The sequence below is a fragment of the Mycolicibacterium aurum genome, assembly GCF_900637195.1.
In the GTDB taxonomy this organism is placed as follows: domain Bacteria; phylum Actinomycetota; class Actinomycetes; order Mycobacteriales; family Mycobacteriaceae; genus Mycobacterium; species Mycobacterium aurum.
The window spans coordinates 5,871,101-5,890,461 of record NZ_LR134356.1 but is presented as its reverse complement, the minus strand read 5'-3'; the positions used below and the strand labels follow the sequence as shown (position 1 = coordinate 5,890,461).

The 19,361-nt window shown below is 68.2% G+C and carries 17 protein-coding genes; 8 read left to right on the top strand and 9 right to left on the bottom strand.

All coding sequences use genetic code 11. The annotated features are described in order from the left end of the window. The first annotated feature begins 3 nt into the window (after positions 1-3). Positions 4-1,512 (top strand): ATP-binding protein, encoded by a 1,509-nt coding sequence (locus EL337_RS27995; protein WP_048631423.1) that lies wholly within the window; start codon positions 4-6, stop codon positions 1,510-1,512. Here the strand turns inward: EL337_RS27995 and EL337_RS27990 are convergent. Beyond that, positions 1,509-2,090 (bottom strand): TetR/AcrR family transcriptional regulator, encoded by a 582-nt coding sequence (locus EL337_RS27990; protein WP_048631422.1) that lies wholly within the window; start codon positions 2,088-2,090, stop codon positions 1,509-1,511. The two genes, EL337_RS27995 and EL337_RS27990, sit on opposite strands and share 4 nt — an antisense overlap. Before the next feature lie 82 nt (positions 2,091-2,172). On the opposite strand from EL337_RS27990, the gene EL337_RS27985 reads away from it, so the two are divergent. The 3 genes from EL337_RS27985 (at position 2,173) to EL337_RS27975 (ending at position 5,314) form a co-directional block, all read left to right on the top strand. Then, positions 2,173-3,069, top strand: coding sequence for an SDR family oxidoreductase (locus EL337_RS27985; protein ID WP_048631421.1), 897 nt, complete (start codon positions 2,173-2,175; stop codon positions 3,067-3,069). Between the two features lie 11 nt (positions 3,070-3,080). After that, on the top strand, positions 3,081-3,947 hold the full coding sequence (locus tag EL337_RS27980) for a class I SAM-dependent methyltransferase (RefSeq protein ID WP_048631420.1): 867 nt from the start codon (positions 3,081-3,083) through the stop codon (positions 3,945-3,947). Between the two features lie 86 nt (positions 3,948-4,033). Next, entirely contained in the window at positions 4,034-5,314 is a 1,281-nt protein-coding gene (locus EL337_RS27975) for an ammonium transporter (RefSeq protein ID WP_126316714.1), read from the top strand. Here the strand turns inward: EL337_RS27975 and EL337_RS27970 are convergent. Beyond that, positions 5,311-6,606, bottom strand: coding sequence for an HNH endonuclease signature motif containing protein (locus EL337_RS27970; RefSeq protein ID WP_126316712.1), 1,296 nt, complete (start codon positions 6,604-6,606; stop codon positions 5,311-5,313). The two genes, EL337_RS27975 and EL337_RS27970, sit on opposite strands and share 4 nt — an antisense overlap. Before the next feature lie 53 nt (positions 6,607-6,659). Beyond that, positions 6,660-8,645 (bottom strand): 4-alpha-glucanotransferase, encoded by a 1,986-nt coding sequence (gene malQ, locus EL337_RS27965; protein WP_232786749.1) that lies wholly within the window; start codon positions 8,643-8,645, stop codon positions 6,660-6,662. Positions 8,646-8,806: 161 nt separating this feature from the next. On the opposite strand from malQ, the gene EL337_RS27960 reads away from it, so the two are divergent. Next, positions 8,807-9,937 (top strand): ferredoxin reductase, encoded by a 1,131-nt coding sequence (locus EL337_RS27960; protein ID WP_053086824.1) that lies wholly within the window; start codon positions 8,807-8,809, stop codon positions 9,935-9,937. A gap of 10 nt (positions 9,938-9,947) precedes the next feature. Beyond that, positions 9,948-11,171, top strand: a complete 1,224-nt coding sequence (locus EL337_RS27955) for a fatty acid desaturase family protein (protein WP_048631417.1) — start codon at positions 9,948-9,950, stop codon at positions 11,169-11,171. A gap of 15 nt (positions 11,172-11,186) precedes the next feature. Here EL337_RS27955 and EL337_RS27950 read toward each other — a convergent pair whose 3' ends face one another. Together EL337_RS27950 and EL337_RS27945 are read right to left on the bottom strand one after the other, a co-directional pair. Beyond that, entirely contained in the window at positions 11,187-11,609 is a 423-nt protein-coding gene (locus EL337_RS27950) for a pyridoxamine 5'-phosphate oxidase family protein (protein ID WP_048631569.1), read from the bottom strand. After that, positions 11,606-12,442, bottom strand: coding sequence for an NmrA family NAD(P)-binding protein (locus EL337_RS27945; RefSeq protein WP_048631416.1), 837 nt, complete (start codon positions 12,440-12,442; stop codon positions 11,606-11,608). Before EL337_RS27945 ends, EL337_RS27950 begins: the two co-directional genes overlap by 4 nt. An 82-nt stretch (positions 12,443-12,524) precedes the next feature. On the opposite strand from EL337_RS27945, the gene EL337_RS27940 reads away from it, so the two are divergent. Next, positions 12,525-13,454, top strand: a complete 930-nt coding sequence (locus EL337_RS27940) for an AraC family transcriptional regulator (RefSeq protein ID WP_048631415.1) — start codon at positions 12,525-12,527, stop codon at positions 13,452-13,454. Here the strand turns inward: EL337_RS27940 and EL337_RS27935 are convergent. Continuing rightward, the gene (locus EL337_RS27935) at positions 13,451-14,689 is read right to left on the bottom strand and encodes a sensor domain-containing phosphodiesterase (protein WP_048631414.1); all 1,239 of its coding nucleotides are present in this window, start codon (positions 14,687-14,689) and stop codon (positions 13,451-13,453) included. The two genes, EL337_RS27940 and EL337_RS27935, sit on opposite strands and share 4 nt — an antisense overlap. 53 nt (positions 14,690-14,742) lie before the next feature. Continuing rightward, the gene (locus tag EL337_RS27930; RefSeq protein ID WP_048631413.1) at positions 14,743-15,243 is read right to left on the bottom strand and encodes an STAS domain-containing protein; all 501 of its coding nucleotides are present in this window, start codon (positions 15,241-15,243) and stop codon (positions 14,743-14,745) included. Between the two features lie 326 nt (positions 15,244-15,569). Between EL337_RS27930 and EL337_RS27925 the strand changes: the two genes are divergently transcribed. Next, positions 15,570-17,807, top strand: a complete 2,238-nt coding sequence (locus EL337_RS27925; RefSeq protein ID WP_048631412.1) for a glycoside hydrolase family 3 C-terminal domain-containing protein — start codon at positions 15,570-15,572, stop codon at positions 17,805-17,807. On the opposite strand, the gene EL337_RS27920 is transcribed toward EL337_RS27925, so the two are convergent. Further along, the gene (locus EL337_RS27920; protein WP_048631411.1) at positions 17,773-18,378 is read right to left on the bottom strand and encodes a TetR/AcrR family transcriptional regulator; all 606 of its coding nucleotides are present in this window, start codon (positions 18,376-18,378) and stop codon (positions 17,773-17,775) included. The two genes, EL337_RS27925 and EL337_RS27920, sit on opposite strands and share 35 nt — an antisense overlap. Continuing rightward, positions 18,375-19,175 carry an alpha/beta hydrolase gene (locus EL337_RS27915; RefSeq protein WP_048631410.1) on the bottom strand — a complete coding sequence of 267 codons (801 nt, stop codon included), beginning with the start codon at positions 19,173-19,175 and terminating at the stop codon, positions 18,375-18,377. The genes EL337_RS27920 and EL337_RS27915 overlap by 4 nt, the downstream gene beginning before the upstream one ends. Between the last annotated feature and the right edge of the window lie 186 nt (positions 19,176-19,361).

The following is a 19,361-nucleotide window of genomic DNA, read 5'->3' as shown; positions in this document are numbered from 1 at the left end:
TCGATGACGAGGGAGCGCTGCCGGGCAGCGGAGCTGCGCACGCTCCCACTCTTCGCGAGTCTCACTGAGGCCCAGCTGGATTCACTGTGTGCTGATGGGCGGGTGCTGAGCCTTCCGGCGGGCCCGCTCTGCGCGGAGGGCGAACCGGCGACGGAGTTCTTCGTGCTCATCGACGGTGAAGCGGTGACGTCGAAGCGCTCCGCAGGGGTGGACGTCGACATCGTGCGGACCTCACGCCGCGGCGAGTTCTTCGGGGTGTGGGCGGCGCGGAGCGCGGTGCACGAACACCACTACGACGCCTCGGTTCGCTTGGCGAGGGCGTCGCGGGTGTTCGTGATCGGCACCGGGTCCTTTGTCCGGTTTCTGCGGGCACACCTGCCCTTGGCGCTGGACCTGCGGGCGGGGCACCTGCACGATCATCAGCAACAGCGCGAGTCGCTGAGCCGGCGGGACATGCTTCTCGCACTCGGTGCCCTGACCGCCGGGCTGACCGACCAGCTGCACACTGCCGCCGCCGCACTGGACCGCTCGATCAACGGTCTGCGCGCGGGGATGGGCGAAGCGCGCTGCAAGCTCCCCGATCAGGTCGAGGCGACGTTCACCCCCGAAGCCCTGCGCGTGCTGTTCAGCATCGAGGACGAGGTCGCCGCGCAGGTGGCGAAGTACAGCCAACAGTTGAGACCGGTTGCCGGACAGGCATATGTCGCGCCCCTGACGGCCGACGAGGCCGCCCACCGACGCCGAGGCGTGGGCGAGTGGTTGCAGCAGCACGGCATACCGGCCGACAGGGCGAGCCCGGCGACGTTCGTCGACGGAGGCGTCGGCGTGGACCGGCTGGAGTGTGTCGCGGCGTCGGTCGCCGACATCGGCGCCTCCGGATCGCTGCCGGGCGTCGTCGACCGGCTGCAGCAGACGATCGGCACCGAACTGCACATCGGTGAGATCGCGGCCGCGTGCGAACGCATTTCGGCGTTGCTGACCGGAGTGAAACAGTATTCGCAGATGGACAGGGGCGTCTATCAGAGCGTCGACGTCCACGACCTCCTCCGCAGCACGGGGGTGATGTTCGGTGACCGCGTCGCCATGCCCGGGAAAGGCGCGCCCGTCACCCTGGTGAAGGAGACCGACCTTTCGCTACCTGAATTACTCTGCTACCCAGGTGATCTCAATCAGGTCTGGACGCAGCTCTTCGACAACGCACTGCAGGCGATGGGTGGCCGCGGCACACTGACGGTACGGACCATGCGCGACGGCGAATCCATGATCAGGGTCGAGATCTGTGACGACGGTCCCGGTATCGCCCCGGACATCATCGACCGGGTCTTCACTGCCTTCTTCACCACGAGGCCTGGCTCCGCGGCCGGGCTCGGGTTGGATCTGGTTCGGCGCATCGTCGTGGAGAAGCACCTCGGGACCGTCGCGGTGCAGTCCACGCCCGGCGACACACGGTTCATCGTGTGCCTTCCGCTGCGGGCGCCGGCTCCCACGGTGCGCGGCCTCGAGGGTGACTAAAGGAGTCGGTCGAGCGGGCGGGTGGCTTCCGCCACCCCACGCAGCACGTCGGTGACGATGTCGTCGAACGACGCCTGCTGTCCCGCACTGATCCAGCGGCCGAATGTGATCCCGAAAGCCATGACGATAGTGCGCGCCACCACCTCCGCGGTGTGGCCGTCGGCCCCTGTGCCGCGCAGCGCGTCGGCGAGTGTGGCCCCGAGGACCGCAAGCTTGTGCTCCTCGCGTTCCTGCAGTGCTGGGTTCTTGTCGATGACGGACTGGCGGACGCGCGAATGCGGCCGCCGGTCATCGGGAAAGAACGTCGACGCCGACCGCAGGGCCTGGACGCCGACCTCCATCGGCGACGCGGTCGGCGGCGCACCGTCGACGCCGGCGAGGAAGGCGTCCGCCAGCACCTGTTGACCGTGGAACAGGACCTCGCGCTTGTCGGTGAAGTGGCGATAGAAGGTGCGTTCGGTGAGGCCGACTGCTGCGGCGATTTCGGTGGCCGTGGTCTGTTCGTAGCCGTGGGCAGCGAACAGCTCGAGCGCGGCCTCCTGCAACCGCTCGGGAGTGCCCGGAGCCCACCGCACCATGCCGCGAAGTCTAGTGATGACAGCAACTGACTTCAGGTGTACGGTCATGTCAGTACCTGACATCACTAAGGGGAGAGACCTCATGCACGTTTTCGTCACCGGGGCATCCGGCTGGATCGGCACCGCCGTGGTCGAGGAACTCCTGGCCTCGGGGCACGACGTCACCGGCCTGGCACGCTCGGACACGTCCGCACAATCTCTGGAGCGCAAAGGCATTCGTGTGCGCCGCGGTGATCTTGACGACCTGGCAGGGCTTCGCGCCGGGGCGGAGGACGCCGATGCGACCATTCATCTGGCGAACAAGCACGACTGGGCGAACATGGCGGCGTCGAATGCCGCGGAGCGGGCCGCGACGCAGACGATCGGCGACACCCTCGCCGGGACCGGCCGCCCCTTCCTGATCGCGTCGGGCGTCGCCGGACTCGCCGAGGGCAGAGCGGCCACCGAAGACGACCCCTCGCCGTTCCACGGGCCCGAATCTCCGCGGGGCGGCAGCGAGAACCTGGCCCTGGACTTCGTGACACGCGGCGTGCACTCGGTGAGCCTGCGCTTCGCCCCGACTGTCCACGGCGCCGGCGACCACGGGTTCGTCTCCAGGCTGTGCCGAATCGCCCGAGACACAGGGGTTTCAGGCTATCCGGGCGACGGATACAACCGCTGGCCGGCGGTGCATGTGGCCGACGCGGCCCGCATGGTGGTGCTCGGCCTCGCCAAGGCTGCCGCCGGCGCCCGGCTGCACGCAGTTGCCGAAGAGGGTATTCCGACACGAACCATCGCCGAGGCGATCGGGCGGGCGTTGGACCTCCCCGTCGCCCCTGTGCCGGCCGACCGCGTGCCGGAGCATTTCGGTTGGATCGGAGGCTTTTTCGCTCTCGATGCACCGACGAGCAGTGCCGCAACGCGGGAACTTCTCGGCTGGACACCGACCGGCCCACGCTTGATCGACGATATCGACGCCGGGGCCTATCGGGAGAACTAGGCTCGGAGCCCATGGGTACCGAGGGGCAGGACGGATCACCGACGACACCCGTGTCGAACGTCTCCGACACCGCCCGCTGGGTGGCGGTGTATCGCGCCGTCGAGTCGGCGCGGCCGGACGCCGTGTTCACCGACCCCTATGCCGACAGGTTGGCCGGCGAACGGGGCCGGGAAATCGTCGCGACAGTACCCCGGCTGATGCGTTCCGGCTGGTGGATGGTGGCGCGCACCAAGACGATCGACGACCTCATCATCGAGTCGGTCCGTGCCGGCTGCGACCGGATCCTCAACCTTGCCGCCGGTCTCGACACCCGGCCCTACCGCTTGGACCTACCTGCCGAATTCGGCTGGGTGGAAGCCGATTTGCCTGGATTGATCGCCGAGAAGGAACAACTGCTCGCGGGCGACACACCGCGTTGCCGGGTGACGCGATTCCCGGTGGACCTGGCCGACCCTGTCGCCCGAGACCGATTCCTCTCCGAGGCGCTGGCGGGTGCGACCAAGGCTCTGGTCCTCACCGAAGGGCTGTTGATGTATCTCGAACCCGCCGACGTCGATGAGCTGTCGCGCGCGCTGGTCCGTCCCGAGGTGACCTGGTGGATGCTGGACCTGGCAGGCCCCGGCCTGCGGAAGTGGATGAACGACAAGAGCGGAGGCCTGCTACGCAACGCACCGTTCAAGTTCGCTCCGCCCGACGGCGTCAGCTACTTCGAGGACCGTGGCTGGCGCGTAGGCGAAGTGGAGTCCGTGGTCGTCGTCGCGCGTCGGCTGCGCCGGCTGCCATTACTCATGCGGCTGCTCGCCCTACTGCCCCAGCCGGACCCGCGCCGGCCACCGCAGGACAGACCATGGAGCGCGGTGGTCCGTCTCAGCCGGTGAGTTCCGAAACATGCCGGAAACACGATCGTCGCGCGGCTGAAACCTGAGCCCTACATTCTCGTCCGGACCGTCGAAGGAGCCGGATTTTGGACCAGATCGATCCCGCCGCCACCGCCTGGCTGTTGGCCAGTACCGCCCTCGTGTTGCTGATGACCCCGGGCCTGGCCATCTTCTACGGCGGCATGGTCCGCACCACGGGCGTGCTCAACATGATCATGATGAGCTTCATCGCGATTCCGCTGGTCACGGTGTCGTGGCTGCTGTTCGGCTACACCCTGGCGTTCTCCGGAAACAGTCCGGGAGGAGTGATCGGTGGCCTCTCGCACGTCGGCCTGAGCGGCATCGGGCCGGACGCCGTGCACGGGCAAGTCCCCGAGCTGTTGTTCGTCACCTTCCAGCTCAGCTTCGCCATCATCACCGCGGCGCTGGTCAGCGGGGCAATCGCCGACCGAGCCAAGTTCGCCGCGTGGGTGGTGTTCGTGCCGGTCTGGGCGATTGTGGTGTACGCCGTTGTGGCGCATTGGGTCTGGGCGCCGGGCGGCTGGTTGATGGAACTCGGGGTGTTGGACTACGCGGGCGGGCTGGTCGTCGAGATCGTCTCGGGCGCTTCGGCGCTGGCGCTCGCACTGGTGCTCGGCCCGCGCATCGGGTTCAAGCAGGACGCCATGCGGCCGCACAACCTGCCCTTCGTCCTTCTCGGGGTCGGCCTGCTGTGGTTCGGGTGGTTCGGATTCAATGCCGGCTCAGCTTTGGCGGCCGACGGTACCGCCGCGGCGATCTTCCTCAACACGTTGGTCGCCGGTTGCTTGGGCATGCTGGGCTGGCTGACGGTGGAACAGGTGCGCGACGGCAGGCCGACGACGTTCGGCGCGGCGTCCGGGGTCGTTGCCGGTCTGGTGGCGATCACGCCGGCCTGCGGCACGGTCAGCACGGTGGGTGCGGCCGTGGTCGGCGTGGCCGCAGGCGTCGTGTGCTCGTTCGCGATCGGCCTCAAATTCCGCCTCGGATATGACGATTCGCTCGATGTCGTCGGCGTGCACTTTGTGGGCGGCGTGGTCGGCGTGCTGCTGATCGGGTTGCTGGCCACCGACGTGATGACCGGCGGCCCGCGTGGGCTGCTCTACGGCGGCGGACTCACGCAGCTGGGCAAGCAGGCGCTCGCTGTCGTCGTCGTGGCCGCATACGCGTTCGTCGCGTCCTACCTGCTGGCGAAGCTCATCGACCGCGTGATGGGTTTCCGGATCAGCGCCGAGGACGAAACCTCCGGCGTCGATCTGTCTCAGCACGCCGAAACCGCCTATGCCGAAGGCGTTCACGGTCACGCTGCGCCTCGCCGGCCGGGACCGGAGCCGCACCGGCCACACTAGTTGTTCGTCGGTGGTGGTCTGCGGTAGGGGTGGTACCACTTCCATTGGGCGCGTTCGCCGGTCGGTCCGCGGTACGGCGGAACGTGAGGTGGGGCGGTGGTGGGTGGCCGGGCCAGTGAGGCCCCGCTGAGTGGACGACCTCGGGCGTCGGCAACGACGAGGGTATGCGCCGGGCCGGTGAGGGTGATGACCCCGCGGTGATGCGCCCGATGATGAAACGGGCAGACGAGCACGAGGTTGTCGAGTTCGGTCACGCCGCCGTCTTCCCGGTGGATCAGGTGGTGGGCGTGCAGGCCGCGGGTGGCGCCGCAGCCGGGGACCACACAACAGCGGTCGCGGTGCTCCAACGCCCGCCGTAGCCGCCGGTTGATGGTGCGGGTGGCCCGCCCGGCCCCGATGACCTGCCCGTGGCGTTGGAACCACACCTCGCAGGTGGCATCGCAGCTCAGGTAGCGGCGCTGCTCGTCGGTGAGCACCGGACCCAGATGCAGCGCCCCCACCTTGGTGTCCACATCGACGTGCACGACGACGGTGGTGTGCTGGCCGTGCGGTCTGCGGGTGGCTTCGGCATCCCAACTGGACTCGACCAGCCGGGTGAACGCCCCCAGCATGCTCGGAAACGGCGGCACCTGCGCCCCGTCGCGGCCCTCGATCCGGTGGTCGTCTTTCCACTCGGCGATCAACGCATCACGGTGGGCGGATAAGGCGGCGTCGAACGCGGCAGCCTCGGGATTCGCCAGCCGGATCCGCCAGGTCGTGAACCCCGCCTCGCTGATCTTGGTGATCGACGGCCCGGACGCACCGGGATCCGGACCAGGCCCGTCGTCGGTGCCGCCGTCGTCCTCTTCGTCGTCGTTGTCGGGGGTGGGGTCGGGTTCGGGAGGCAGTTCTTGTGTGACCGCGGTGCGTAGCTGGGTGACCGTCGCATACCGCGCCAACCCCACATAGTGGTCATCGGAGCCGTCACCGGCGCGCTCAGCGATCACCCCCACCTGATCCAGCGACAACCAGCCCTGCCGCAGGCCGGTGGTGCAGCGCGGAAACTGCTCGGCCCGATCAGCCACCGCGACGATGGTCTCGGCGTTGCGCGGGGAAACCCCCAGCTTCCACGCCATCAGCGAGGCAATCGATTTCGCCCCCGTCATGCCCCACAGCCGGTCACCATCGAGTTCGGCCACGATATCGACGATGCGCCCATCGATCGCGTTACGCTGACCCGCCAACTCCGACAACTCCTCGAACAACACCTCAAGACGCTCCTTAGGTCCCAAAGATGTTGCCGCCAAGGCCATAACACCATCACACCACAAGCCACCGACAAACTTCGGGCTGCAATCCCTCGATGTCAGTCGCGGAAGGCGGCCGTGATCTCGGCGACCCTGGGGTCGGTGCGCAGCTCCTCCAGAGTCACCGGCAGCGGGAGCCGCCAGTTCGGATATTCGTCAACTGTCCCAGGCAGATTCGGCTGCCGGGGTTCGTGGACGACGTCATACGGCGAGACCAGTTTGAGTTGGCCCGGAGTCGCCGCCAGAAACCGGTGCATCGCGACGATGATGGCCGACTCGTCGGGTTCGGTCGAGGAGTCCAGCAGTCCCTCGGCCTTCAGCATCGACACCCACTCGGCCCGCTCCTTGTCGGCGTTGGCCTGCTCGGCGGCCGGGTCGTCGAGCAGACCCAGGTCGGCGCGCGCCCGCACATGTTCACCGCGCAGGAAGCCTGCCGCGGTCGGCAGATCGTGGGTGGAGATGCTGGCGGCTGCTCTGGGCGGCCAGTTCGCAGGTGCCAGAAGCGGTTCGTCCGGCGCGGACTGGTCACGGGTGAACCAGGACACCGCGCATCCCAGCATCCCGTTGTCGGCAAGTGCGGCCGTGACTTCCGGCTCCACGGTGCCGAGATCCTCGCCGACGACGGTGGCGTTCGCGCGATGCGCTTCCAGCGCCAGCACCGCGAGCATGGTGTCGGCGTCGTAGTGCACGTAGGTACCCCGATCCGGACCGTCGCCCGGCGGAATCCACCACAGTCGCCACAGCCCGGCGACGTGGTCGATGCGCAGACCGTCGGCGTGCACCAGCACCGCGCGCAGCATGTCGCGCAACGCCGCATAGCCGGTGGCGGCCAACCGATCCGGGCGCCAGGGCGGCAGACCCCAATCCTGGCCGCGAGGTGTGAAGTTGTCAGGCGGCGCGCCGACGCTCACCCCGGAGGCAAGAACGTCGGCCAGCGCCCATGCGTCGGCGCCGTCGGCGTCCACGCCGACCGCCAGGTCGTGCAGCACCCCGAGGCCCATTCCCGCGTCGCGCGCGGTCGTGCGGACAGCGGTCAGCTGCGCGGCGCACTGCTGCTGAATCCACGCGTGGAACGCCACCCGCGGCGCCAGCTCGTCGCGGGCTGCGGCCACCGCGGCACCAGCGACGTCGCGTAGCCGCTCGGGCCACCTGCTCCACCGTCCGCCGTGGCGCTCCGCCAACGCGCAGTAGGTGGCCCAGTCCCGCAACCCCTCCGTCGCGGACGGCTCGCCGAGAGGGTCAGGCCGCCCCTCGGCTCTCCACAGCAGTTCCAGCGCACCACGTTTGGCGACCCACACCAGATCGTGGTCGATGCGCGGGGTGGTCGCCGAGACGCGCAGCGTGTCCACCTCCGCCCGGGTGACCGGGTCGGCGCGACGGTAGGCGTCGATGTCTTCGATGCGCAACGCCAGTGGGTTGGCGAACCGTCGACTCGATGGGGTGTACGGCGAGGGCTGCACCGGATGCGTCGGTCCCGGCGCGTGGAGCGGGTTGAGAAGCACAGAGCCCGCGCCGTGCTCGGTTGCGGTCCAATCGACGAACTCGCGTAGGTCGCCCAAGTCGCCGATGCCCCAGGACCGCGCCGAGCGCAGTGCGTAGAGCTGCAGCATCCAGCCCCACGTCGCCGGTGCCTGCGGGACCCGCCGCGGGGCCGCGACCAGGGTGGCCTGCCCGCCGTCGCGGGTGTGCACCCGGTAGTAGCCCGTGGACAGGTCACCGGGCAGCTCGTCGCGCACCCCGATCTCGGTGCCGTCCTCGGCCTCCAGGGACACGGCGCCCGGCAGCGACAGCGGACGGCCGTCGACACGCACCGACATCGTCGGTGGCAACGCGCCGGCGCGGCTGCGGTCGTCGAGTCGCGCCAGTTCGCGCTGACGATCAGCCTCCGTCCCGGCATCGACCTCGAGCAGACCGAGCACCCGGATGACGACGTCGGCGTCCACGTGCACCGGCTCACGGCGCTCGTTGCGGTAGGAGGTGGCCACCCCGTGTGCCTCCGCCAACCGGCGCAGGTCCTCGGGCACGGGTGTGGAGGTAGCGGTCACGGACCGGCTATACCCCGGGCGCCGATCCCTACACCGGCGGGACCGAGTGATGACTCACAGTCAGCGCCAAGGTTTAGCGCGTCGCGATCCTGGTGAATAACCCTCCCACGCGCAGTGTGACGCCCGTCACGAGCAAGCCTGAAAACGGATGGGAGCCACAGGTGGCATCGACGATTCGAAAGCTGAAGCGATGGAGCGTCGAACCTGCGAAGGAGGTCGACACCGCCACGACACCCACGGTGAACGTGATACGCGGGCTGGCGGCCAGGGCGACGACGCCGTTGCTGCCGGACGACTACCTGAAACTGCTCAACCCGCTGTGGTCGGCCCGCGAGCTCCGCGGCCAGATCGTCGACGTGAAGCAGGAGACCGAGGACTCGGCCACCGTGACGATCAAACCCGGTTGGGGCTTCTCCGGCGACTACCGACCCGGGCAGTACGTCGGGATCGGCCTGCGCATCGACGGGCATTGGCACTGGCGGTCCTATTCGCTCACGTCGATCCCGCGCCGCGACAAGAAGCTGATCTCGATCACGGTCAAGGCGACGCCGGAAGGGTTCCTGTCCACGCACCTGGTGAGCGGCGTCGAGCCCGGCACCATCGTCCGGTTGGCTTCGCCGAAGGGCGATTTCGCGCTCCCCGACCCGCCGCCGCCAAAGCTGCTCCTGGTCAGCGCGGGTAGCGGTATCACCCCGATCATGGCCATGCTGCGCGCTCTCAACGCCCGCGACCAGCATCCCGACATCGTGCACATCCACTCGGCCCCCTCGGCCGAGTCGGTGATCTTCCACGACGAGCTCACGGCATTGGACGCCGAACTCGCGGGTTACCGACTGCATCTGCAGTTCACCGAAACCGACGGCCACGTCGATTTCGACGCGTTGGACGACATCGTCGAGGATTGGACGGACCGCCCCACCTGGGCGTGTGGCCCCCCGGCGATGCTCGACTCCATCGATGCGGCCTGGAGCAACGCCGGCGTCGAGGACAACCTCCACACGGAACGCTTCGTCATCGCCCGGACCGACAAGGGCGGCGAGGGCGGCACGGTCACGTTCGCGCTGTCCGACAAGACCGTCGACGCAGACGGTGCCACGTCCCTGCTGGAGGCGGGCGAACAACTCGGTATCCAGATGCCCTTCGGCTGCCGGATGGGAATCTGCCAGTCCTGCGTGCTCTCGCTGGAGGCGGGGCATGTCCGCGACATGCGCTCCGGCGAGGAGCACGGCGAAGGCGACCGGATTCAGACCTGCGTCTCCGCGGCATCCGGCGACTGCACCCTCAAGATCTAGAAGGAGCGACATGGCGATCACCGATCTCAAGGAGTACGCCCACCTCAGTGCCGAGGACGTCGAGGCACTCGGGCGGGAGCTGGACGCGATCCGCGCCGACATCGAGGAGTCCCGCGGCGAACGCGACGCCCGCTACATCCGCCGCGCCATCGGCCTGCAGCGCGCGCTGGTGGTCGGCAGCCGGGTGGTGTTGATGGCGAGCCGCAACAAGTACGCATGGGTCGCCGGCACGGCGATGCTGGGCGCGGGCAAGATCATCGAGAACATGGAGTTGGGCCACAACATCATTCACGGTCAGTGGGACTGGATGAACGACCCGGAGATCCACTCCACCGAATGGGAGTGGGACACCACCTCACCGAGCGAGCACTGGAAGAAGTCGCACAACTACATCCACCACAAGTTCACCAACGTCGTCGGCATGGATGACGATGTGGGCTACGGCATCATGCGGGTCACCCGCGATCAGCCGTGGGCGCCCTGGATGCTGGGCAACCCGATCTACAACCTGTTGCTGGGCACCCTGTTCGAGTGGGGGGTGGCGGCGCACGGGTTGGAGCTGTCGCAGGTTCGGCGCCACGAGAAGTCGTGGGCGGAAGTGCGCAAGGACCTGAGGATCATCACCAGAAAGGTCGGCAAGCAGGTCGGCAAGGACTACATCGTCTTTCCTGCGCTGGCCGGACCCGGCTGGAAGCGCACCCTTCAGGCCAACGCGGTGGCGAACCTGATCCGCAACTACTGGTCCTACGCCGTCATCTTCTGCGGGCACTTTCCCGACGGTGCCGAGAAGTTCACGAAGGAGGAGTTCGAGGCCGAGACGCAGGCCGAGTGGTATCTGCGACAGATGTTGGGATCGGCGAACTTTCACGCAGGCAAGACGATGGCGTTCATGAGTGGCAATCTCTGCTATCAGATCGAGCACCACATGTTTCCCGATCTTCCGAGCAATCGATATGCCGAGATCTCGGTACGCGTCAAGGAGTTGTGCGACAAGTACGACCTGCCGTACACCACGGGCTCGTTGCCGCGTCAGTACTGGCAGTCGTTCTGGACCATCGCGAAGCTCGCGGTGCCGGACAAGTATCTGAAGGGCACGCCCGACGATGCGCCGGAGACCAATTCGGAAGTGAAGTTCCGGAATCTCCGCAACAGATTCGGTACCGACCCGGTGACCGGGAAGCGGCGCGGACTCCGCACGGCCATGCGTGAACACGCCCGGGGCGCGGCGGCCTAGACACCGGCCCGCCGGCTACGCCGTGACGCGCGCGACCGTGTCGGGATGGATGACGACGCGCACCCAGTCCTGTCCGAGCATCTCGGCCAGAGCGTCGGCCCGCGGCGCGTCGTCGAGGTCCCAGTAGCGCGCCGCGAGGCGCTTCACCAGTTCGTGCGCTCCGTCTGCCTCCACGGTCACGGGACCTGCGACCGACACCCAGCGTTCGGCCTCACCGACCGGTGCCGCGACGACGATCGACGCACGCGGGTCTCGGGCCAGGCGACGAACCTTGACAGTGTCTGGGCCGGTGAACAATTGGATCGTGCCCTCCGCGGTGACCTCGAACCAGACCGGGCGGGGCTGGGCTGGGGCCGGCCCGGCGGCCGTGGACAGGAACCCGTGCAGCGGGCGCCGCAGAAGCTCGAGGTCCTCGGCAGTCAATGCGCCGCCGCTCATCGCTGCCACACTCCCTTCACCGCGGTCCGCACGGCGTAGTCTTCGAAGCTCCGGGGTGCCCGTCCCAGCACGCCGGCCACGCCGTCGGTGGTGTCGGCGATGAGCCCCCGTTCCATCAGCACGAACATCGCGGCGATGTCCTGTGCGACCTCGTCGGGCAGCCCCTGCTCAACCATCGCGGCGGTGTACTCGTCGGGCGAGATCTGCTTGTAGGTGATCGGCAAACCGGTCGCCCGGGCGATCACCTCGACGGCCTCGGCGAAGGTGATCGCACGTGGCCCGGTCAGTTCGTAGGTGCGTCCGCTGTGGCGACCGGGCTCCGTCAGGACGGTAACGGCGACGTCGGCGACGTCCTCGATGTCGATCAACGGTTCGGGGATCTGCCCGGCCGGAAGGGCGAGTTCACCCGCCACGATGGGCGCGTACCAGAGTTCCTCGTCGAAGTTCTGCGCGAAGTTGTTGGGCCGCAGGATGGTCCATTCCAGTGCCGATCCGCGGACGGCGTCCTCGGCGTCACGCATGTTGCGGCCGAATGTGGAGTCGCCCCAGGTGTCGGCGCCGCGCCCGGACAGCAGCACCAGATGCCGAACCCCGGCCGCCTCTGCTCGGGCGACGAACTCATGTGTCGGGCCCACCACCTCGGGGGCGACGATGTACACGGCGGCGACGCCGTCCAGGACAGCGTCCCAGCCCTCGGGCTCGGACCAGTCGAACGGTGTCTCACTGGATCGGGACGCGGCGCGCACCGGGGTGCCGTGCACCCGCAAGCGGGCGGAGATCCGGCGCCCGGTCTTACCGGTGGCGCCGAGGACGAGAATGGTGTCGGTGCTCATGACGTCAATTGAACGCGCCAATTTCGGAGTATTCCATGGGTGACAGCCCGAAATGCATGTCTATTCGTCTAACGTCTCGTGGGTGGATGTCTTCGGGGACCTGTTCCGCGGTGTTCGTGCGCACGGCTCGTTGTTCGGCAGTTCGACGTTGTCGCCACCATGGGCCCTGCACTTCGTCGACGGCGCGCCGCTGACGTTGTGCACGGTTCTCCACGGGTCGGGCTGGATCGTGCCGGAGCACGGTGCACCCGAGCAGCTGAACGCCTACGAGACGGTCGTGGTGCGAGGCCCGGGAACGTTCACCTTCGTCGACGCACTGGACACGCGGGCGGAGCCGATCGCGTGCGGTGAGGATTGCGCGACGCCTGAGCAGGGCGGCACCCGGCACCGACTGGGCTGGCACGATCCCGGTGACAACACCGGCGCCGCAACGACTCTGATCGTCGGCGCCTATCCGGTGCGCGGAGAGATCAGCCGCCGCTTGCTCGACGTTCTTCCCGTGGTGCTGCGGGTCGAGGCCGGGGGCACCGGTGACGCGGTGCTCGACCACCTCGCCGCCGAGGTCGCCATCGACGCCCCTGGCCAGCAGGTGGTGCTGGACCGGCTGCTGGACTGGATGCTGGTCTGCACGTTGCGGGAGTGGCTCGATCGACCGGGCGGCGAGCCGCCGGCCTGGTGGGCTGCCCAGCGTGATCCAGTCGCCGGAGATGCGCTGCGCCTGATCCACGCCGAGCCTGCGGCGGCCTGGACGGTGTCCGCGCTGGCCGACCGCATCGGGGTGTCGCGGTCGACGCTGGCCAAGCGGTTCGCCGACCTGGTGGGCGAACCGCCGCTGACCTACCTGACCCGCTGGCGCATGACACTCGCGGCGGACCTGCTGGTCGAGCAGCAGGCGGCGACTGTCGCCGAAATCGCCCGCGCCGTGGGCTACAACGACCCGTTCGGCTTCAGTGCCGCGTTCAAACGCGTCCGGGGTGTCAACCCCAGCGACTTCCGCCGGGCCGCGAGCTAACCGTGCGGTGCCAGGCGCGTCATCAACATGCGCGCCGCCCGCGTCACCCGGGTGCGGTCGAAGGTGATGGCCGCCTCGAAGCGGCGCTCGCCGTCCGAGAGTGACAGCGGGCAGTCCGGCGGAAACTGTTCCTGGGCAATCAACGCCGCCGCAGTGTGCGGTCCGAGGACGACGATGGTCCACTCCGTGGAGAGCGGGTCGTCCGCCGCGATGTCCACCCACCGGACGTCGGGGTCCAGCTCGTCGGGAACGCCCACTCCGAAAACGAGCACCAGCGGTGAGCGTTCCGCGAGAGTGGTGTAGCGCCGACGCGTCAGCAGGCTGAAATTGCTGTGCTTCTGCACCGTCGTCAACACGATCGGGGCGCTTTCGGCGGCCTCGGCAAGACGCTCGATGTGCCGCGACAACTCAAGCAGTGTGCGTTTGCGCACCACCCTGGTCGTCAGGCCGGGTGCCATCAGATCGAAGATCGACGGGCCGGTGGCCTCGGGTGTCGAGCGCTGCCAGTGCGGCACGCTGGAGATGTCCGGGGCGGTGTCGAGTTCGCCTGGATGCCCGAAGCGGTAACCCTGCCCCAGGGTGGCACCGTACGCGAGGGCTTGCTCCAGATGCTCGTCGGTTTCGATCCCCTCGGCCAGGATCAACGCCCCGGTGCGTTCGTGATGCGCCATCACCGCTGCCACCGTGCGCGCCTGGATACGGTCCGGCTGGTGCTGCACGAGTCCCATGTCCAGCTTCACGATGTCGGGCGCCACGATGTCGAGCAGCGCCAGTGAATCGCGATGCGCCCCAACATCGTCGAGCGCGATCAGGAAACCGCGAGAGCGTAGGTACGCGACCTTGCGCAGGAGCGCGCCGGGGTCGGTCAGCAGTCCGCGCTCGGTCAACTCGAATACGACGTGGAAGGACCTGGCCGCATCGGCCAGCGCGGAGTCGACGGTCATGTCGAGATCGGCGGCTGTGGGTTCGCAGTTGACCAGGAGCAACATTCCGTCCGACGAGTTACCCGCGAGCGCGCCGCGGGCCGCCGCCGTGATGCACGCATGGTCGAGTTCGTCGAGGTTGCCCTCCGCCACGGCATGCGCGAACACGTGCAGGGGGGTGAGTCCGTCGAGGTCCGGCCACCGTGCCAGCGCCTCATAGCCCACAACGGTTTCGCTGGGCAGTGACACCACCCGCTGGAAAGCCGACACGACGCCATGACCCGCTGCTGCCGTGTCGAGCAGGTCTGTCATCGATTCCTTCGTGCTCCGTGGTCTGTCAGCCCACCCTAACCGGCACGAACGGATCAGACGGAGTGGTGGTCGGCCTCACGGCGGCGAGGCCCGGCGTGCCATCCGGCGCGTCCCGACCAGATGATCTGCGGACGGACCTGGGCACAGCGGTCGAGTCGGTCCAGCGCCGAGGAAAGGTCGGCGACCAAAGGGAGTTCGCCCTCGGGATCGCAGATCGACAGCAGGCGACATACCGCGTGGCTGCCGACGATCACCCAGTCCACATCGCTGCGGGTGCAGTGCACGCTGATGAAGTACAGAGCGGTGAATCCCTGGGAGCCGAAGTAGTCGACGGCGCGAAGGTCGAGTACGAGCTGTTTGGAAATCCTGGTGTGGCGCTCCACGTAGCGGCCGAGGGCGCGGCCGTTGACGGCGTCGATCTCGCCGACGACACCGACGGCGGCGCGCGTCGGCGAGCACTGGCGGACGGCGAACGTGGCCCGGCCACATCGGAGTGTGTCTTCGGTTGAGGCTTCTGCGGTGCGGTACATCGAATCGCTACCAGCGGCGAACATATCTGTCACCCAAGTTCCGTTGAAGATGGCGGTGGAGACGCGCCGCACGGCTGGGCGGGCCGGGCATCCGAGCTCTGCCGCGCCGCGCCGCCATGGCGTGTCCGTGGGCTGCAAGCTCAACCATCGACCAGGTTAGTACGAAATCCGAAGCAAGTGGGGATTCTTTACTCTTTCTCACAGTTGGCTTTTGCCAGTGCTTTTGGAAAGCCGACCGGCCGTTGAAATCTACGCGAACGTCAATCCCGGGTATGTGCGCTACGGAATCCGTCGCCGGACCGCGCGCCGACTACTGGAACAGTGGAGGTAGTCAACCCGGAGGAGGTCCCGTGCCGACGACAAGCCCGCTCAGCCTGGAAGACAAGGCCGCACTGGTGTGTGGCCGGGACTTCTGGTCCACGGTGCCGGTCGATCACGCCGGCATACCGTCGATCGTGCTCACCGACGGCCCGCACGGTATCCGCCGCCAGAGTGGGGCATCGGACCACCTGGGACTCCACGACAGCACACCAGCGACCTGCTTTCCCCCGGCCGTCGCGGTGGGAAGCAGCTGGAACCCGCGGGTCGCCGAACGGCTCGGCGCAGCAGTGGGGCGGGAGGCCCGAGCGCTGGGCGTACACGTGGCGCTCGGACCGGGGATCAACATCAAGAGGTCGCCGTTGTGCGGGCGCAACTTCGAGTACTACTCGGAGGATCCGCTGCTGGCAGGCGTGCTGGGTGCGGCGCACGTCCGCGGCCAGCAAGGCCAGGGCGTGGGTGCCTCGGTGAAGCATTTCGCGGCCAACAACCAGGAAACCGAGCGGATGCGGATCAGCGCGGACGTCGATGAGCGCACGCTGCGGGAGATCTACCTGCCGGCCTTCGAGCGGGTGGTCGTCGACGCGGATCCCGCCACCGTGATGTGCTCGTACAACCGGATCAACGGGGTGTACGCCGCGCAGAGCCGCTGGCTGCTCACGGACGTGCTGCGCGACCAGTGGGGATTCGCCGGGTCGGTGGTCTCCGACTGGGGAGCCGTCCACGACCCCGTCGCCTCGGTGCGCGCCGGGCTGGACCTGCAGATGCCCGGAACCGGGGGCAGGAGCGCGCAACGGATCGTCGACGCCGTCCGTGCCGGAGAGCTCGACGAGAAGGACCTCGACGCGGCGGTCAGCCGAGTGGTCACACTGGCCAGGCTCGCCGAGGCCCCCGCCGTCGATTTCGACGCCGATGAGCATCACGCGCTGGCCCGCGAACTGGCGACCGAGTGTGCCGTCCTGCTCAAGAACGACGGCGCGGCGCTGCCGCTGAGCGACGGGACCCGGATCGCCGTCATCGGTGAGTTCGCCCGGAACCCTCGGTTCCAGGGAGGCGGGAGCTCACATGTCAACGCCACCCGGGTCGATGCCCCGCTCGATGCCCTCCGGGTGTCGGCCGACGCGGCGCACTGCGTCATCGACTTCGCGCCGGGGTTCTCCCTCGACGGGACCGCAGACACGGAGGCACTGCTGGACGCGGCGGTCGTGGCCCTTGACTCCGACGTCGCTGTGGTCTTCGCCGGGCTTGCCGATGCCGACGAGTCCGAGGGATTCGACCGGACGGCACTGGAGCTCCCCGAGACGCAGCGCCGGCTGATCCGTGCCGTCGCCGCGGCCGCTGCACGCACGGTGGTCGTGCTCGCCAACGGCGGGGTGGTGTCCCTGGAGGGCTGGCATGACGACGTCGACGCGATCCTCGAGGGTTTCCTGCTCGGCCAGGCCTGTGGCAGCGCGCTGGCGGACCTGCTCTTCGGCGTCGCCAATCCCTCGGGCCGGCTCGCGGAGACGATCCCGGTCCGCCTGGCCGACACGTGCTGCTATGTCAACTTTCCGGGGGAGCAGGGCCACGTGCGTTACGGCGAGGGGGTGATGGTGGGCTACCGGTGGCATGAGACGGTCGCTGTGCCCGCGCGGTACCCGTTCGGACATGGGTTGTCCTACACCACGTTTGCCACCACCGACCTGACCGTCGAAGTGACCGGTGACGACACCGCCCGGGTGACGGTCACCGTGACCAACACCGGTGAACGTGCCGGCAGCGAGGTGGTCCAGGTGTACGTGGCCGCAGCGCACGGACCGGTGCGCAGGCCGGCACGCGAACTGCGCGCCTTCGCCAAGGTCGAGCTCGATGCGGCCGAGTCACGCACAGTGTCACTGGAATTGGGTCGACGTGCGTTCGCCTACTGGGATGTCGAGCATGCGGACTGGGTGGTCACCCCGGGCACTTACGTCGTCCAGATCTGCCGCGATTCGGCGACCGTGACGCTCGAGGAGTCCGTCGCGCTCACCGGTGACCACCTGGCCATCGAACTCACGATGGAGTCGACGGTGCAGGAGTGGTGCACGCACCCGGTGGTGGGTGCCGAGTTCCTCGCGCAGGTGGCGGCCGCGTCCTCCGCCGGGGAGGGCGGACCCAGCGCCACGCCCGATCTGCTGCAGATGGTGGGGTCCATGCCGATGCAGACCATCGTGAACATGCTCGGTGCCGCCGCGCCCGTGGCCGAGTTGGAGCGGCTCATGGCCCGGACGCACCGCGGGAGAGACCAGTGATGAGCAGGTCGAGAAGATTCTCGAACGATGCTGCGGCGTCCTCGGTTTGGCCGATTCCGACCTGCTCGATGCTGACGGCTCCGTGTATCGCGCTCCACACGGATTGCGCGGACTCCCAAGGATCGTGAGGGGCCCCGCCGCCTGGCAGCCCGCTGATCAGATCGGCCAGGACGGTGAAAACCGCCCGCCCTCGCCCGGCGACGGCGCTGGTCTGATCGCTGAGCGGGGTTCCGCTGGCGAAGATGAGCGAGTAGCGCGCGGGGTGGGCGAGGGCGAAGTCGCGGTAAGCCCGGCAGGCCTGGCGGAAGCGTTCGGCGCCGTCCTCGTCCTCGGGGCTCTGAATGGCCTCGGCCAATTCGTCGAGGGCGCGCATCGCCAGCGCGGTGAGCAGGCCGTCCTTGTGGTCGAACCTGTTGTACACGCTCATCGGGGCCACCGCGGCCTCTCGCGCGACGGCCCGGATGGTGATGCCGCCGGAGCCGTCCCGGTCCAGCACGGCCTCGGCCGCGTTCAGCAACGCGGCCGAGACCTCGGCGCTGGCGGTGCGACGGCGCGCCGGAGTGTCCGTCATACGTCGGCGGCCACCTGGCGGTGCGCCAGCCAGGCCAGCGATGTGTCGGCGACGTCCCGCCACCCGTGGTCGACGGTCAGCGAATGTCCGCGTCCGTCGAATTCGTGGAAGTCGGTGACAGCGCCCGACTTTCCGTACAGCTTGTGCGCCGCCTTCGCGGTGACCAGGGGGACGGTGTGGTCGGCCGTGCCGGCAGTGATCAACAGTGGCCCGCGGGTCTGGTTGGCGGTGTCGACTCGTGCGGGCGAGTTCGGCGCGAAGTTGGCGACGGCAGCCTGGAACAGCGGCCGGCCCGGTGACGGGATGGACCATTGCTCCCACAGGGCGTCGGATTCCTTGTCCGACAGGGCATTACCGAACGCGTAACGCCACTGCTGCGCGGTCAGCGCCTTGGCTCGACCCCGGTTGCCCGGGTTACCCAGCACGGGTGACGCCGAACGCAGCTGTGCGATCGGCAGCGGCTTGACGCCCTTGACGGGCGCGGGATCGATGGCGATCGCGGCGGCTGCCTTGTTGTCGCCGAGCAGCTTCTGCGCGATGAGGCCGCCGAACGAGTGTCCGATCACCACCGGCGGTGTGTCGAACTGCGCCGCGATCTCGGCGAAGTAGTCGGTCAGCTCGTCGATGCCGACACCCGCTTGCCCGGCGGGATCTTCGCGGGTGGCGGTCACCGTGGCGTGCTCACCGGGCCATGCCGGAGCGATGGCGTGGTGTCCCTGGGCGGCGAAGTGCTCGATCCAAGGTTGCCACGCGGTGTGGGAGACCCAGAGTCCGTGGATGAAGACGACGTTGGTCATGGGGTGTTCCTGTCGAGACCTGTCGTTCGAGTGGGTGCGGGCGTTGCCCGGCGATGCCTTATAGAACGACGTTATATAAGCATTGCAAGGTCGTCAACCGCACCGGGCACCCTTTCATTCCCGCCGGCTCTGCGCCACCTATTCGCCGGAACTGTCCTCCTCGTCGGTCGGAAGTGCCTGTGCGCC